The organism is Pseudotenacibaculum sp. MALMAid0570, from assembly GCF_040151415.1.
Classification (GTDB): domain Bacteria; phylum Bacteroidota; class Bacteroidia; order Flavobacteriales; family Flavobacteriaceae; genus Polaribacter.
The window spans coordinates 311,645-325,533 of the sequence record NZ_JBDKWF010000048.1 but is presented as its reverse complement, the minus strand read 5'-3'; the positions used below and the strand labels follow the sequence as shown (position 1 = coordinate 325,533).

The window sequence follows — 13,889 nt, the reverse complement described above, 5'->3', positions numbered from 1 at the left end:
TGTTTTTAAGTGGCAAAGATATAGAAATTCATATATCTAGTTGCTATTTTTTTTCTTTTGTTATCGCTCTTAATGCCTCATTTCAAACGTTTTCGCTTTCATTGTAGGATTCTTCTTTTTTCAGTGACCATATGTTTTGAAAAAATGTAACTTTGCCCTTTGATTATTGAAGTACAATCATGCTGGATAAAGTAAAAGAACTTTTAGGGGAAGTAAGCGCTTTTCAATCGGCTTCAAAAGAAGAGGTTGAAGCGTTCAGAATTAAGTATTTAGGAAGTAAAGGTTTGTTGAAAAACCTTTTTGCTGAATTCAAAAATGTTGATGCCGAACTACGAAAAGATTTTGGTCAGGCGTTAAACAATTTGAAAAAGGCCGCTGAACAAAAAGTAGCTTCCTTGAATGAAGCATTAGAGAATGCTCAAGAAGAAACAGGGGTTTACGGTGACTTAACTCGTCCTGCTGAACCAATTCAACTAGGTTCTCGTCATCCTATTTCTTTGGTAAAAAATCAAATTATTGATGTTTTTAACAGAATTGGCTTTACGGTATCTGAAGGTCCTGAGGTTGAAGACGACTGGCATAATTTTACTGCTTTAAATCTCCCTGAATATCATCCCGCTAGAGATATGCAGGATACTTTTTTTATTGAAAAATCTCAAGATGTTGCTAAAGACACTTTGTTAAGAACTCACACTTCTTCAGTACAGGTTCGTTATATGGAAAACAACAAGCCTCCTATTAGAACTATTTCTCCAGGTAGAGTTTTTAGAAATGAGGATATTTCTGCTCGTTCGCATTGTATCTTTCATCAGGTTGAAGGTTTGTATATAGATACTGATGTTTCTTTTGCCGATTTAAAACAAACGCTTCTTTATTTTACTAAAGAAATGTTTGGAAAATCAAAGATTCGCCTTCGTCCTTCTTATTTCCCGTTTACTGAGCCAAGTGCAGAGGTAGATATTTATTGGGGATTAGAAACGGAAACCGACTATAGAATTACCAAAGGAACAGGTTGGTTAGAGATCATGGGTTGTGGTATGGTAGATCCTAATGTCTTGGAAAATTGCAATATAGATTCTTCTACTTATAGTGGTTATGCTTTTGGAATGGGAATAGAACGGATTGCTATGTTATTATATCAAATTCCTGACATTCGCATGTTCTACGAAAATGATGTGCGTTTCTTAGAGCAATTCAAATCTGTTTTATAAGTTTTGAAAAAAGACATTCAAATTCCCTCAGTTTCTGGGGTTCAAGTAGCTGCCGTTTTAGAATACAACGACATTTATAAAACTGATGATTGGAATATCTATATCATCAATGAAAAAAATGTTGATTTAGAAATGGTTGTAATCGTTTCCAAAGGTTTTGATGAGAAAGATCAAACTTCTATAATGCGAAAAAAAGTTGATGTTTTGCCCGCCAACTCTTTTGCTAAAATAGAGATGATTCAACCTGAACTTTTTAAACTAAATAATCAATTTCAAGTTTCTTTCTTCTCAGAAAACACCTTATTTGACAAGACTTTTTTGTTTCCTAAAAACAGTATCAAAGAAGGTAGTATTAGAATGATTTCTTCTCTAAACAAAAGAGGGGTTTTAGCTCGTTAATTATTTGTTTCCTGGTTTTGTCGAGAAAAATACCGTGTTCAACGATTTTTTTTCTTTTCCTTCGAGTTGTTCTTTGCTTTGACCCAGAATAATTAAATTTAAAGCATTATGAAAAATCGAAGTTTTATCCTTTTATTAAGCGTTGTATTGTTTAGCTCTTGTTTTGTAAAATCGTTGCATCCTTTTTACACTAAAGAAACCGTTTCTTACAATGAGAATTTGATAGGAACATGGGAAGATAATCAAGGAGCTGTTTGGGAGATTATTCCTTTTAAAAACGAGTTTTTTAAAGAGCATTCTAAGAGTGAGCAAGTTAACGATATGAAAATTGAGACTACTGTAAAAATAAATAAGCCTGAAAAAGAAGAAGATATTGAAGACTACGAACTCTACAATGAGTATAAAAACGGGTACTATATTAAAAGAACCAAAAAAGGAAAAGAGGCTGCTTTCTTTGCAAATCCGTTTAAAATAAAGGGTCAGTACTTTTTAGATTTTACTCCCTTAATGGTAGACATAAATGCAGAATCCCTTATAGAAAATCATTTAGTTAGTACACATTCTTTGGTAAAGTTTGATGTTGCAGAAGACAAAAGTGTGCAATTAAGCTGGCTAGATGAAAGTCGTTTAAAAGAGCTTTTTAAAGAAAAGAAAATCAAAATTGAACATGAAAAAACAGGGGTTGATAAAAGCGGTATTTTATTAACTGCAAAACCTGAAGAGTTACAAAAATTTATCAAGAAGTATATGGCTTCTAAAAATCAAGATAAGTGGAAATCTGATACTAAATTCACATTAACAAAAACAAATGCAAAACCTTAGTTTTCATTTCAATCAAAAGAACAGCCGCAACGCATTGGTTTTTAACCTTGCTTTGTGGCTAGTTTCTTATTTTGTGTTGTTATTCTTTTTTGCGGAAAGTTTTTCTCCTCAAAAGATCGATTATATCTATACAGGAGCTTTTGTGTTTACTATTATTATTCCTGTTATTATAAATCTTTATGTGTTAATTCCGTTCCTGTTAAGCAAGGAACGATACCTGCTTTTTTTCTTACTCTTTTTAGCTAACCTGCTTCTTTTTACAGAGACAAACAAGTGGTTTTTTAACTCTTATATTGATGTTATTTTTCCAGATTATTATTTTGTTTCCTATCATTCCAACACAACGTTATTTATTATTTTTTCTGTGTTCTTGGTAGGAACCACTCTAGTAAAACTTGCAAGCGATTGGTTTCAATTAAATAAGGTGAAAAACGAGTTGTTACGAAATGAAAATATTGAAATTCAAAACAGGCTTACTTCTTTAAAGTCTCAGATCAATCCTCATTTTTTGTTCAATTCTTTAAATGTGTTGTACTCGCTTTCTTTGGAAGAAAAAGAAGAAACCTCTTCTGCAATTCTACAACTATCACATATTCTTAGATATGTTCTTTATGAAACTGCCGACAGAAAAATATCATTAAAAAAAGAGGTTGAATTGATTCAAAAATACCTCGAATTTCAAAAATATCGTTATCACGATTCTGCAAATGTTTCATTTGAAACGGATATTCAAGATCTCGAATTTCTTCTGTATCCGATGTTGTTATTGCCTTTGATAGAGAATAGTTTTAAACATGGAATAAAAGGTGAGGTAAAAAACACATTCATCAACATAAAGCTTACTCAAAATAGAGGTGATTTTTATTTTTATATAGAAAATAATATCTCTGACGGCACTGCCGTTTCTGATGATCAATATTCTGGATTAGGGCTTCAAAATATTCAACAAAATTTAGCTTTGGTATATCCTAATTCTCATTCATTTGAAATTACTGAGTCAGAAAAATCTTTTGCTGTTTCTTTAAAAATTAGTACCCATGAAGATTAACTGTTTGATTATTGATGATGAGCCTTCATCTCAAATCGTTCTGAAAAATCACTTAAAAAAAGTTGATTTTCTAAACCTATCTGGAATATGTAACAATGCCGTTGAAGCACTTTCTTTTTTATCTCAAGAAAGTGTAGATCTCATTTTTCTAGATATCAACATGCCAAAAATTTCTGGTCTTTCATTTTATAAATCTTTACGGAACCCTCCAGCTGTAATCTTTACAACTGCTTATTCTGAATATGCTGTTGAAGCTTTTGATGTAAGTGCTGTAGACTATTTGTTGAAGCCCTTTTCTTTTGAACGTTTTTTAAGTGCCGTGAATAAGGTTGTGACTTTGATTCAGTCTAAAGAACCTGAAAAACAAGCATCAGAAACTATTTTAATTAAAGCCGATAAGAAGCTTCATAAAATTGACGTGAATTCTATCTTCTGTATTGAAGCTTTTGGCGATTATGTGAAAATTCATCTTGAGGATCGATTTCTTCTCACCAACAACACGTTTAAGAAGATTCTCTCGCTTCTTCCTTCACGTTTTATTCAGGTTCACAAGTCGTTTGCTGTGCAATTGAGCAAAGCAACAACAATAGAAGGTAATCAGGTTGTAGTAAATGGTCAAAAAATCCCTCTCGGAGAGAAATATCGTTCCGGTTTTTTACAGAAGTTTAAAAACGAATAACTATTATTTTGATTTCATGTCCATTAAAATGGCAAATGTTTGATTGATGTCTTCTTCTTTAACAACAATCGTCATTTCATTTGTTGTAGAAATAACCTCTTGTAATGGAATATCTGCCCAAGCCAATTGTTTTAGAATGAAATAGTAAATTCCAGATTGTTCTAAGTTTTCTTTCGGAAGCTTGATGGTAATAGATGCTAAATTCTGCACGCTATTAATCATTCTTTCTTCTTTGAAAAACTCTTCTACATAGGATTGTAAACTTTCGCTGATTACAATGTTTGTTTCAAAAATACCTTGAGATACGGTAATAAAATAATCGTTGCTTTCAGCTGCCTTGTTTAAAATTCTAGCAATTTGTTTCAGAAGTGAGTTCGTGTTTTTAAACGTGTAGTCACTTAGATCAGAGCGAACAATAAAGTCACCAAGTGCTAGTGTAAATTTTCGAATGTTTTTACGAATTCTAAGTTCACTAGCTGGTGATAATCTATTAATTGCCATCATTACAGCACCAACTTTTACTTCTTTCTGAAGCAGTTTGGAAACATCAGGTAAAATGATTCTTGCTAAAGAAGAAACATTGATTAATTTTTCATTTAACGCCTCTTCTATAAATGGCGTTTTTCTTATGGTTCTTTCTACCGCTTCTTGAATAGTTTTCATGTTGTTTAATTTATAACACTGTGTTATATTTTGTAAAAATATATAATAAAATTGTACTTCTTTAGCCCTTGTTTTTCTTTTGTCTAAAATTTAACATTTATGGTGGTCATGAAGTTTGGAGGAACTTCTGTAGGAAGTTCAGAAAGTATTCAGCAAGTAGTTGAGATAATCAATCAAGAGCAAGGGCAAAAAATTGTTGTTTTGTCTGCGTTTTCTGGGGTTACAAATTTATTGGTTCAATTAAACAATCAGTATCAAGAGGGTAATCAAGACGTCTTACAAACTCTACAACAATTAGAGTCTCGCTGTTTTGAAGTTGTCAACCCATTGTTTCAAACAGCTACCTTTCTTCAGGTGGCCCAAAATTTTGTTCGCCTTAAAATAGAAGAAATCAAAACTCTAGTTCAACAAGCTTATCAAGAATCACATACTAAAACAATAATCGCTCAAGGAGAAATTATTTCTACTCATATTTTTCAATTCTTTTTGCAAGAAAAAAAGATTGAAAGCTCCTTGATTTCTGCTTTAGATTTTATGGTTTTGGATAAAAACCAAGAACCAGATACGCTGCTTATTTCAAAAAACATTCAGTCTATTCTTAAAAAAGAAGAAAAATCGATTTTTATCACTCAAGGTTTTATTTGTAGAGATTTTTTTGGAAACATTTCAAATTTAGATCGTGGAGGAAGCGATTATTCGGCCTCTTTAATTGGAGCTGCTGTAAGCGCAGAACAAATTCAAATTTGGACAGATATCGACGGTATGCACAACAATGATCCTCGTTATGTAGAAAACACATTTTCTATAAAGGAAGTTTCTTTTGATGAAGCTGCTGAGCTAGCTTATTTTGGTGCTAAAATATTGCATCCTCAAAGTTTGATTCCTGCAAAAAACAACAACATTCCTGTTTTACTTAAAAACACATTCAGTCCAGCACAAAAAGGAACCCTTATTAAGAATTCAACTGTTAATGATGGGGTTACTTCTGTGGCAGCTAAGGATGGAATTACTGCCATTAAAATAAAATCGTATCGAATGTTATTGGCTTATGGGTTTTTGAAAAAGGTTTTTGAGGTTTTTGAAACTTACCAAACCCCAATTGACATGATTACCACTTCTGAGGTTGCGGTTTCTTTAACTATTGACAACAATGAGTATTTGTCTGAAATTGTAGAAAACCTACAAGAATTTGGAACTGTTGAGGTTGATAAAAACTTAAGCATTGTTTGTGTTGCTGGAGATTTTTCTCAAAACAAAGAAGGTATTAGTGCTCAAGTTTTTAACGCTTTAAAAACCATTCCTATACGAATGATTTCTTATGGTGGTAGTAATTACAATGTTTCATTATTGGTAAAAACAGCTCATAAAGTAGAGGCGCTAAATGCATTAAATGCACAGCTTTTTAAACATCAACTTGCTGCTCTTGAAGCTTAATTAAGTTTTGTAGTTAGTTTTTCGAACACTTTTTTAGCTTCTTTTCCTCCATACAAAACACTATAAACGGCATCAATAATTGGTGTTCTTGCTCCTTTTTCTTGGTTAAGTAGATAAGCACTTTTTGTGGCGTAATATCCTTCTGCAACCATGCTCATTTCAAACATGGCAGATTTTACGGTGTATCCTTTTCCTATCATGTTTCCAAACATTCTGTTTCTACTAAAGGTAGAATATCCGGTTACTAAAAGATCTCCTAAATAAGCAGAGTTGTTGATGTTTCGTTTCATTTTATGAACCTTTTTGATAAAGCGTTTCATCTCGCGAATAGAATTGCTCATCAACACCGATTGAAAATTATCGCCATATCCTAACCCATGACAAATTCCTGCGGCTATTGCATAAATATTCTTCAACATTGCGGCATACTCGGTTCCAATAATATCGTCAGAAATTTTCGTTCTAATGTATCTTCCTTTTAAGCAGTTGCTAAGAATTGTTGCTTTCTCTTGGTCTTTACATGCAATGGTTAAATAAGACAATCGTTCCATAGCAACCTCTTCGGCATGACAAGGTCCAGTAATTACTCCAATATTTTCAAATGGAATGTTGTAGATTTCAAAAAAATGTTCTCCAACAATGTATCCTGATTCGGGCACGATTCCTTTGATGGCAGAAAAAATAACCTTTCCTTCTAAAGATTCTGAAAGCTTGTCTAATTCAGATTTTAAAAAAGCCGATGGGATTGCAAAAATTAAGTAGTCGTATTTTTTTACTGTTTCGTTTATGTCAGAAGAAAGGTCTAACTGTTCTGGGTGTAGTTCTGCTGAGCTTAAGTAATTTGGGTTGTGTTTGTTTCTTTTAATGTGTTCAACTGCGTATACACTTCTCATGTACCATCCAATAGATTCTAGGTTTTCAGACAACATTTTTACAATGGCTGTTGCCCAACTTCCGCCGCCTAAAACAGCTATTTTAGGATGTGTACTCATACTTGATTTTTGTTAGTTTAATCAAATGTAATAATTCTAATTTCTTTGACCCAAACTAGGCTGAATTATTATATTTGTTTATCGATGTCTTTCATCGTTTATTTCGATTTTCACATCTTAAAATGAACTATCACAATAAGACTTTTAAACCTATACAAAACTCTGAAAACGGAGAGGTTTCGGAGGGTGTCCTTTTCACATATCAACAAGAGGGAAATATTCTTAGTTGTGAATATTCTGGCGGAACAATTCTAAAAGGGCATTTGATTGGAGTGGTAAATGAAGAAGGAGTGATTGACATGCGATATCATCAAATTAACAAAAACGGAGAGCTAAAAACAGGAACATGTGTGTCTACTCCAGAGGTTCTTTCTAATGGAAAGATTCGTCTTTATGAGTCATGGCAATGGTCTTCTGGAGATCGGTCTAAAGGTAGCTCTGTTTTGGAGGAAATCTAAAAATTTATTTCATGAACGTACAAATTATCAACAAGTCTAAACATCAAATTCCGGCTTACGAAACGGAACAATCTGCAGGAATGGATCTTCGCGCAAATATTGAGGAATCTATTGTTTTAAAACCTTTAGAAAGAGTAATTGTAAAAACAGGTTTGTACATTGCGTTGCCGGCGGGTTTTGAAGCACAGGTTAGACCGCGAAGCGGTCTCGCGGCAAAAAAAGGAATCACTGTTTTAAACAGTCCTGGAACTGTAGACGCTGACTATCGTGGTGAAATAGGTGTAATATTGGTGAATCTGTCAAACGAAGACTTCATTATACAAGATGGTGAACGAGTGGCTCAATTGGTGATTGCCAAACACGAACGTGTAAGCTGGCAAGAGGTAGAGGTTTTAGGTGAAACGGAACGTGGCGCTGGTGGTTTTGGAAGTACGGGAGTCTAACACTCTGTTAAAAGGGAGTTATTTATTTTTTTTAAAACACACTAGAAGTCAAGATAAGGCAAAAAACACTATTAAAAACCTGAAGAACTGGGTATCAAACAACGGAATACTTTGCGAAGATAAATCTGATGAAGGTTGGGGTTTATATGGAAAACCACATCGTTTAAACTATGCAACATCCTCAGAAAGTATTCTATATTCTTCTTTCACAAAAGAAGCTATCGAATCTGACATTGCAGAGTTAATTAAACGTCAAAAAGATGATGGTCGTTGGGATACTTGGTATGGTATCAGTGAAGGAACAAAATTAGAGTGGGCTGGTATACAGACTTTGTGGGTTTTGAAAGTATTGAAAAACTATGGTAAAATTGAAAAGTGAAAGATAGATATTTAGAAACACATAAAACATGGGATAATATAGCTCAGCTTTATGAAGAAAAGTTTATGGAGCTTGATCTTTATAACGACACATACAAGAGTTTTTGTGATTTACTAACAAAACCTGATGCTTCTATTCTTGAAATAGGTTGCGGGCCAGGTAATATCACTCGTCGTATATTGAATTTAAAACCTAAACTAAAGGTTTTAGCAACTGATGTTTCGAAAAATATGATTGATTTGACTAAAAGAAATAACCCAGAGGTTGAGGTTCAAGTTTTGGATTGTAGAAACCTCAATACTATCAAGTCAAAGTTTGATGGTATTGTTTGTGGTTTTACCATTCCATACTTATCAAAACATGACTGTTCAAATCTGATTTCTGATTGTAGTAAATTGCTGTCTGATAAAGGCATTTTATATATAAGTTTTGTCCCTGGAAACTATGATAGGTCAGGTTTTGTGTCTGGTAGTTCGGGGGATAAAACATACTTTTATTACCATGAAATCAATAGAATTAAAAAAGAGTTAGAACTAAATAAAATGACTGTTGTTGGCTTTTTTGAAAAGGAATACAAAAGATCTGACACCATTTCAGAAACGCACATTATAGTAAACGCACAAAAGAACTGTATATAAAAACTATATTTTTTGTAACTTAGAGCATATTCGTTTAGCTAACAATCGTTGGTTAGATTAAAAATAAATTTTTATGAAAAATATACGTGAACAGCTCAAACATAAAGCTTACCTAGAAGGCTTGAAATTTAAAAATTCCGGACTTGAAGAGGATGTGATTTATGCGAAACTCGAAAAAAAGGGGTTTCCTATACAACTAGCAAAAGAAGTTGCTAAAAATATAGTTTTAGAAAGAAAAAAAGTAAACAAAGAACAGCTTACTGATTATAAAAATATTGGATTCGTTTTATTTTTTATTTGGCTTATAGTGTCTACTGTAGCATACTACTACACCGGAAACATTTATTTTGCTTTTGAGCTGCTTGTTGTTATTGTTCCTTCCGTTTTTTTAGTTCATTCAATGACTACAGATAAATAATTATACACAAGAATGACGTTCTACGAGAAAAAACTAAATACAGTTCGGGCTGTAGTTTATTCAAATCAGGCGCAAATAGAAACTGTTATAGGAATTCGTAACTATATTAACAACAACTATGATCGTGATATAAATCTAGATGTTTTATCTCGTAATCGTTTTGTGTCTAAATACCATCTTTTAAGGTTGTTTAAAAAATACTACGGTCTTACACCTAGACAATATTTAATAGATAAACGAATTGCGAAGTCAAAAGAAAACCTAAAAAAAGGAATGTCGGTTACCCAAACTTGTTTTGCTGTTGGTTTTGAAAGTTTAGGGTCTTTTAGTTCTTTGTTTAAAACAAAAACAGGAAAATCTCCTAGTGAATTTCAAAAAGAGCAACTTTCAAGAAGTAAATTAAACCCTAAGTTTTAACCTTAGCTCTTTATAATAAAAAGATATTAAAAATGAAGGTTACATTAATTAGTATTCCGGTTAGAGATCAAGAAAAAGCGTTGAAGTTTTACACAGAAAAGTTAGGTTTTCTTAAAAAGAAAGACACCCCTTTAGGAGGCGGAAATAGATGGTTAACTCTAGTTTCTCCTGAATGGCAAGACGGTCCAGAATTATTGCTAGAACCAGCACCCAATCATTTTGAACCTTGCAAGGTTTTTCAAGATGCGTTAATGGAAGCAGGGTTTCCTTACACTCAATTTGATGTTGATGATGTTGACGCCGAATATGAAAGATTAATAAAACTAGATGTTGAGTTTAGTGTAAAACCCTCAAAAATGGGTACTGTAAAGTTTGCGGTATTTAATGACACCTGCGGAAATAATATTCAACTTGTTGAAGAGTTGTAAAAAACTTCTATAAAAAAGACGTGATAATAACTAATAAGATATTTAAAAACTTAGACCTTGCTAGTGAAGACGATAGGATTAAAAACTTTTCAATTGATTTTTTTATTTCTTCATCCCTAGGGTTTTCTTGTTCTTATTTGTTTTTTGACAACCTCTTCTTTGATATATTAATTTATTACTTCGTAAGAACATTATATTATTTCTTTTTTGAGTACTTTTTTGGAAAAACACCTGCTAAATTTGAAACAGGTTCAAAAGTGGTAAATAAAGAAAATAAGAAGCCTAGTATATCGCAAATTATAAAAAGAACTCTGTCTAGATTTTTTAGTTTAGTTTCTGCAATAAGTGACGATGAAACTGCTATTCATGATAATATCTCTAACACATTTGTTGTAAAAGACAATAAAAAACAAGAAGTTAACTATACTAAGGTTTGTTTTTTTGTTTTTTACTTTTTCTTTTTTAGCGAAATAACAATTGGTTTTCTTGAAAAAAAGTATGAGATTGATTTTTTTCGAATATTTATTTCTTTTGGTATAATTATAATATTCTCATCAAAAATTATTTATGAACTAAAAAAAGTAAATAAGAAAAAAACAGAATAACTATGTACAACTTCTCTTACTTTAAAGAAAAAGACCAGAACAAAATACTAGCTTTTCTCAAACAACATCCTTTTGCGTTTTTAACAGGTAGTAGCCTCTCTGGAAATCAGGTAGCTACACAGGTTCCTGTTTTAATTGAAGAACGAGATGGAGAGCTTTTTTTACAAGGTCATATCATGAGAAAAACAGATCACCACAAAGCTTTTATAGAGAATCCAAAAGCTTTACTTGTTTTTACGGGCCCTCACAGTTATGTGAGTGCTTCTTGGTACTCTAATCCCAAAATTGGTTCAACATGGAACTATATGAGTGTACATATTAGCGGAGAAATAACATTTATGTCCGATGATGATCTTGTAAAGTTTATGAAAAAACTTACTTTAAAATTTGAAGAGGGGAATGATCAGTCGCCAACTTTTTATGATAATCTTCCTGATAGTTTTTTAAATAAGATGATGCCTGCTATTGTTGGTTTCGAAATAAAAGCTGAGAACATTCAAAACGTCTTTAAACTAAGTCAAAATAGAGATAAAGAAAGTTACCTAAATATTATTTCTAAACTTGAGGAAAAGGGTGGAAATAGTGCTTTGGTAGCACAAGAGATGAAAAAAAGAACAGATGAATTATTTCCTTTAGGTGTTGTTTGGGATCCTAATCAATTTGATTCATAAATTTTTGTACGCAACCTTTTTGTGTTTTAAGTATCTATTAAATAGAACTCTAGCTTATAGATAATGAAAACCTTGACCTCTTTTTTCTTTCTTGGAATGTTGTTTCTAACTACTTGTCTTGATACAAATGTTTCCTATGATGAAACAATTAATGGTACGTGGAATTTAAGAAATGTAAGTGGCGGGCTGCAGGGAATTAATATTGATTACAACCATGGGTTGGTAAAGTGGACTTTTGATTTGCAAAACAACCTCCTGACTGTTGAAAACAATATCACTACTACAGGTCCACAAGATATATATGCGGGCTTAGATAGTGGTACTTATAATTTTGAAATAGAAGAAAATAATCAATTACAAACTCTTTATGTTAATGGTGTTAAACAAGGAGATGTTTATATAGATGGTTTTATATTAAAACTAGATGATGGTATTGCTGCAGATGGTTTTTTGAAGGAATTTGAAAGATAATATTCTTCTAAGTTAATATTTTAACCATTTTATACATCCCTCTATATTCATTATAAACTAAAGGAAAATCAATAAAAACTTTATCAACTTCTTTAAATCCTAGTTTTTGGTAAAAATATAGTGCTTGAGATTGTTTTTCCATCACTTCTAACCATAATTTTTTATATCCTTCTTGTTTTGCTTTGTTGATTAACCAACTCATTAGTTGATAGCCAATTCCTTTATTTTGTATGGTTTGATCTAAATACAATCGGTGAAGTTTTACATAATTTTTGTCGTTTAGGTAATGAGTATCTAAATTCCACACAATACGCATAATACCTATACATTGGTTGTTTAATAAAACAAAAAAATAATCTGTGTTTTCTTCTTTAAGTTCTTTCTTAAGGTTGTTTATATTATACAAATCATTCACATACCAATCTCCATTATCTTGCCAATAATTGATATATGCTGGCGGATAAATACGTTTCATTAAAGCATACAAATTTTCATGATCTTTTTCTAAGATTCTTTGTAATTGAAGTTCTTTAGAAATAGTCTGTTTATCTTTTGTGAGTTTTTTATCCATAAAGTCTTAAAAATAAAAAAGGCTAAAAGAGTTTACTTTTAGCCTTTAATTTATGAATTTTTATGTTTTAATCTTGCTCGTTAATAGCGTCTTTGATTTTTCCTTCCAATTCTTCCATTAACTCTGGATTGTCTTTAATTAAGGATTTTACAGCGTCTCTTCCTTGTCCGAGTTTTGTTTCACCATAACTAAACCAAGATCCGCTTTTTTTAATAATTCCTAAATCTACACCAATATCTAACACCTCTCCTACTTTAGAAATTCCCGCTCCGTACATAATATCAAATTCTGCAGTTTGAAATGGTGGCGCAACTTTGTTTTTTACAACTTTTACTTTGGTGGAATTTCCAATTACACGATCACCATCTTTAATCTGCGTTCTTCTTCTAATATCTAATCGAACAGAAGCATAAAACTTTAAAGCATTTCCTCCAGTTGTTGTTTCTGGGTTTCCAAACATCACTCCTATTTTTTCACGCAACTGATTTATAAAAATTACAGTACAGTTTGTTTTGCTAATAGTTCCTGTTAATTTACGTAATGCTTGAGACATCAAACGGGCATGTAATCCCATTTTAGAATCTCCCATTTCTCCTTCAATTTCAGATTTTGGAGTTAAAGCAGCCACAGAATCAATAACAACAATATCAATAGCACCAGATCGTATTAAGTTATCAGCAATCTCTAATGCTTGTTCTCCATGATCGGGTTGTGAAATTATAAGGTTGTCTATATCTACACCTAAACTTTCTGCATAAAAACGATCAAAAGCATGTTCAGCATCTACAAAAGCAGCAATACCTCCAGCTTTTTGAGCTTCAGCAATAGCATGTAATGTTAGTGTTGTTTTTCCAGAAGATTCTGGTCCGTAAATTTCTATAACTCTTCCCCTAGGATATCCTCCTACTCCTAATGCTAAATCTAAACCTAATGAACCAGATGAAATGGCTTCTACATCTTCTACAACGCTATCTCCCATTTTCATTACAGCACCTTTTCCATAAGTCTTGTCTAACTTATCTAAAGTGAGTTGCAATGCTTTAAGTTTGGCTTGTTTTTCTTTATCTGTTGACATGTTTTATGCTATTTTTCTTGATTAAAATACGAGAAAGCAAGGTACAAAAAACAAGTAATATTTTTAT

At 32.2% G+C, this 13,889-nt stretch carries 20 protein-coding genes; 16 read left to right on the top strand and 4 right to left on the bottom strand.

The window, feature by feature from the left end; all coding sequences use genetic code 11:
• Window positions 1-179: 179 nt before the first annotated feature.
• The 5 genes from pheS to AAON49_RS09715 all read left to right on the top strand — a co-directional run bounded on the left by pheS (window position 180) and on the right by AAON49_RS09715 (window position 4,159).
• Window positions 180-1,211: a phenylalanine--tRNA ligase subunit alpha gene (gene pheS / locus AAON49_RS09735; protein WP_349554331.1), complete on the top strand. Its 1,032-nt coding sequence runs from the start codon at window positions 180-182 to the stop codon at window positions 1,209-1,211.
• Window positions 1,212-1,214: 3 nt separating this feature from the next.
• Window positions 1,215-1,610 carry a hypothetical protein gene (locus tag AAON49_RS09730; RefSeq protein ID WP_349554330.1) on the top strand — a complete coding sequence of 132 codons (396 nt, stop codon included), beginning with the start codon at window positions 1,215-1,217 and terminating at the stop codon, window positions 1,608-1,610.
• Window positions 1,611-1,718: 108 nt separating this feature from the next.
• Complete coding sequence (locus AAON49_RS09725) at window positions 1,719-2,432, top strand: hypothetical protein (RefSeq protein ID WP_349554329.1); 714 nt, start codon at window positions 1,719-1,721, stop codon at window positions 2,430-2,432.
• Window positions 2,419-3,480, top strand: a complete 1,062-nt coding sequence (locus AAON49_RS09720) for a sensor histidine kinase (protein ID WP_349554328.1) — start codon at window positions 2,419-2,421, stop codon at window positions 3,478-3,480. Before AAON49_RS09725 ends, AAON49_RS09720 begins: the two co-directional genes overlap by 14 nt.
• Complete coding sequence (locus tag AAON49_RS09715; protein ID WP_349554327.1) at window positions 3,470-4,159, top strand: LytR/AlgR family response regulator transcription factor; 690 nt, start codon at window positions 3,470-3,472, stop codon at window positions 4,157-4,159. The genes AAON49_RS09720 and AAON49_RS09715 overlap by 11 nt, the downstream gene beginning before the upstream one ends.
• Before the next feature lie 3 nt (window positions 4,160-4,162).
• Here the strand turns inward: AAON49_RS09715 and AAON49_RS09710 are convergent, their stop codons facing one another.
• Window positions 4,163-4,822 carry a hypothetical protein gene (locus AAON49_RS09710; RefSeq protein ID WP_349554326.1) on the bottom strand — a complete coding sequence of 220 codons (660 nt, stop codon included), beginning with the start codon at window positions 4,820-4,822 and terminating at the stop codon, window positions 4,163-4,165.
• A 108-nt stretch (window positions 4,823-4,930) separates the two neighbouring features.
• Here AAON49_RS09710 and AAON49_RS09705 point away from each other — a divergent pair, with 108 nt between their 5' ends.
• Window positions 4,931-6,256, top strand: coding sequence for an aspartate kinase (locus AAON49_RS09705; RefSeq protein WP_349554325.1), 1,326 nt, complete (start codon window positions 4,931-4,933; stop codon window positions 6,254-6,256).
• Here the strand turns inward: AAON49_RS09705 and AAON49_RS09700 are convergent.
• On the bottom strand, window positions 6,253-7,248 hold the full coding sequence (locus AAON49_RS09700) for an NAD(P)H-dependent glycerol-3-phosphate dehydrogenase (protein ID WP_349554324.1): 996 nt from the start codon (window positions 7,246-7,248) through the stop codon (window positions 6,253-6,255). The two genes, AAON49_RS09705 and AAON49_RS09700, sit on opposite strands and share 4 nt — an antisense overlap.
• Window positions 7,249-7,370: 122 nt before the next feature.
• Here AAON49_RS09700 and AAON49_RS09695 point away from each other — a divergent pair, with 122 nt between their 5' ends.
• The 10 genes from AAON49_RS09695 (at window position 7,371) to AAON49_RS09655 (ending at window position 12,176) form a co-directional block, all read left to right on the top strand.
• Window positions 7,371-7,706, top strand: coding sequence for an avidin-fold protein (locus AAON49_RS09695; protein ID WP_349554323.1), 336 nt, complete (start codon window positions 7,371-7,373; stop codon window positions 7,704-7,706).
• Window positions 7,707-7,717: 11 nt separating this feature from the next.
• The gene (gene dut / locus AAON49_RS09690) at window positions 7,718-8,149 is read left to right on the top strand and encodes a dUTP diphosphatase (protein WP_349554322.1); all 432 of its coding nucleotides are present in this window, start codon (window positions 7,718-7,720) and stop codon (window positions 8,147-8,149) included.
• Complete coding sequence (locus tag AAON49_RS09685; protein WP_349554321.1) at window positions 8,124-8,528, top strand: hypothetical protein; 405 nt, start codon at window positions 8,124-8,126, stop codon at window positions 8,526-8,528. The genes dut and AAON49_RS09685 overlap by 26 nt, the downstream gene beginning before the upstream one ends.
• A complete protein-coding gene (locus AAON49_RS09680) occupies window positions 8,525-9,166 on the top strand; it encodes a class I SAM-dependent DNA methyltransferase (protein WP_349554320.1) in 642 nt (213 codons plus the stop codon). The genes AAON49_RS09685 and AAON49_RS09680 overlap by 4 nt, the downstream gene beginning before the upstream one ends.
• 73 nt (window positions 9,167-9,239) lie before the next feature.
• Window positions 9,240-9,584, top strand: coding sequence for a hypothetical protein (locus tag AAON49_RS09675; RefSeq protein WP_349554319.1), 345 nt, complete (start codon window positions 9,240-9,242; stop codon window positions 9,582-9,584).
• A gap of 12 nt (window positions 9,585-9,596) precedes the next feature.
• A complete protein-coding gene (locus AAON49_RS09670; protein ID WP_349554318.1) occupies window positions 9,597-10,001 on the top strand; it encodes a helix-turn-helix domain-containing protein in 405 nt (134 codons plus the stop codon).
• A gap of 32 nt (window positions 10,002-10,033) precedes the next feature.
• Window positions 10,034-10,429, top strand: a complete 396-nt coding sequence (locus tag AAON49_RS09665; RefSeq protein ID WP_349554317.1) for a VOC family protein — start codon at window positions 10,034-10,036, stop codon at window positions 10,427-10,429.
• 20 nt (window positions 10,430-10,449) lie between these two features.
• Window positions 10,450-11,034 (top strand): RDD family protein, encoded by a 585-nt coding sequence (locus AAON49_RS14415; RefSeq protein WP_502942943.1) that lies wholly within the window; start codon window positions 10,450-10,452, stop codon window positions 11,032-11,034.
• A gap of 2 nt (window positions 11,035-11,036) precedes the next feature.
• Window positions 11,037-11,705, top strand: a complete 669-nt coding sequence (locus AAON49_RS09660; RefSeq protein ID WP_349554316.1) for an FMN-binding negative transcriptional regulator — start codon at window positions 11,037-11,039, stop codon at window positions 11,703-11,705.
• A 63-nt stretch (window positions 11,706-11,768) separates the two neighbouring features.
• On the top strand, window positions 11,769-12,176 hold the full coding sequence (locus AAON49_RS09655; RefSeq protein WP_349554315.1) for a hypothetical protein: 408 nt from the start codon (window positions 11,769-11,771) through the stop codon (window positions 12,174-12,176).
• 7 nt (window positions 12,177-12,183) lie between these two features.
• On the opposite strand, the gene AAON49_RS09650 is transcribed toward AAON49_RS09655, so the two are convergent.
• Together AAON49_RS09650 and recA are read right to left on the bottom strand one after the other, a co-directional pair.
• The gene (locus tag AAON49_RS09650) at window positions 12,184-12,747 is read right to left on the bottom strand and encodes a GNAT family N-acetyltransferase (protein WP_349554314.1); all 564 of its coding nucleotides are present in this window, start codon (window positions 12,745-12,747) and stop codon (window positions 12,184-12,186) included.
• Window positions 12,748-12,814: 67 nt separating this feature from the next.
• Window positions 12,815-13,822 carry a recombinase RecA gene (gene recA / locus AAON49_RS09645; protein WP_349554313.1) on the bottom strand — a complete coding sequence of 336 codons (1,008 nt, stop codon included), beginning with the start codon at window positions 13,820-13,822 and terminating at the stop codon, window positions 12,815-12,817.
• Window positions 13,823-13,889 lie beyond the last annotated feature (67 nt).

Bases quoted from the DNA above. Each gene is read 5' to 3' on its own strand.
- pheS (WP_349554331.1), top strand. From the start codon at position 180: ATGCTGGATAAAGTAAAAGAACTTTTAGGGGAAGTAAGCGCTTTTCAA.
- AAON49_RS09725 (WP_349554329.1), top strand. From the start codon at position 1,719: ATGAAAAATCGAAGTTTTATCCTTTTATTAAGCGTTGTATTGTTTAGC.
- AAON49_RS09720 (WP_349554328.1), top strand. From the start codon at position 2,419: ATGCAAAACCTTAGTTTTCATTTCAATCAAAAGAACAGCCGCAACGCA.
- AAON49_RS09715 (WP_349554327.1), top strand. From the start codon at position 3,470: ATGAAGATTAACTGTTTGATTATTGATGATGAGCCTTCATCTCAAATC.
- AAON49_RS09710 (WP_349554326.1), bottom strand. From the start codon at position 4,822: ATGAAAACTATTCAAGAAGCGGTAGAAAGAACCATAAGAAAAACGCCA.
- AAON49_RS09705 (WP_349554325.1), top strand. From the start codon at position 4,931: ATGAAGTTTGGAGGAACTTCTGTAGGAAGTTCAGAAAGTATTCAGCAA.
- AAON49_RS09700 (WP_349554324.1), bottom strand. From the start codon at position 7,248: ATGAGTACACATCCTAAAATAGCTGTTTTAGGCGGCGGAAGTTGGGCA.
- AAON49_RS09695 (WP_349554323.1), top strand. From the start codon at position 7,371: ATGAACTATCACAATAAGACTTTTAAACCTATACAAAACTCTGAAAAC.
- dut (WP_349554322.1), top strand. From the start codon at position 7,718: ATGAACGTACAAATTATCAACAAGTCTAAACATCAAATTCCGGCTTAC.
- AAON49_RS09675 (WP_349554319.1), top strand. From the start codon at position 9,240: ATGAAAAATATACGTGAACAGCTCAAACATAAAGCTTACCTAGAAGGC.
- AAON49_RS09670 (WP_349554318.1), top strand. From the start codon at position 9,597: ATGACGTTCTACGAGAAAAAACTAAATACAGTTCGGGCTGTAGTTTAT.
- AAON49_RS09665 (WP_349554317.1), top strand. From the start codon at position 10,034: ATGAAGGTTACATTAATTAGTATTCCGGTTAGAGATCAAGAAAAAGCG.
- AAON49_RS09660 (WP_349554316.1), top strand. From the start codon at position 11,037: ATGTACAACTTCTCTTACTTTAAAGAAAAAGACCAGAACAAAATACTA.
- AAON49_RS09655 (WP_349554315.1), top strand. From the start codon at position 11,769: ATGAAAACCTTGACCTCTTTTTTCTTTCTTGGAATGTTGTTTCTAACT.
- AAON49_RS09650 (WP_349554314.1), bottom strand. From the start codon at position 12,747: ATGGATAAAAAACTCACAAAAGATAAACAGACTATTTCTAAAGAACTT.
- recA (WP_349554313.1), bottom strand. From the start codon at position 13,822: ATGTCAACAGATAAAGAAAAACAAGCCAAACTTAAAGCATTGCAACTC.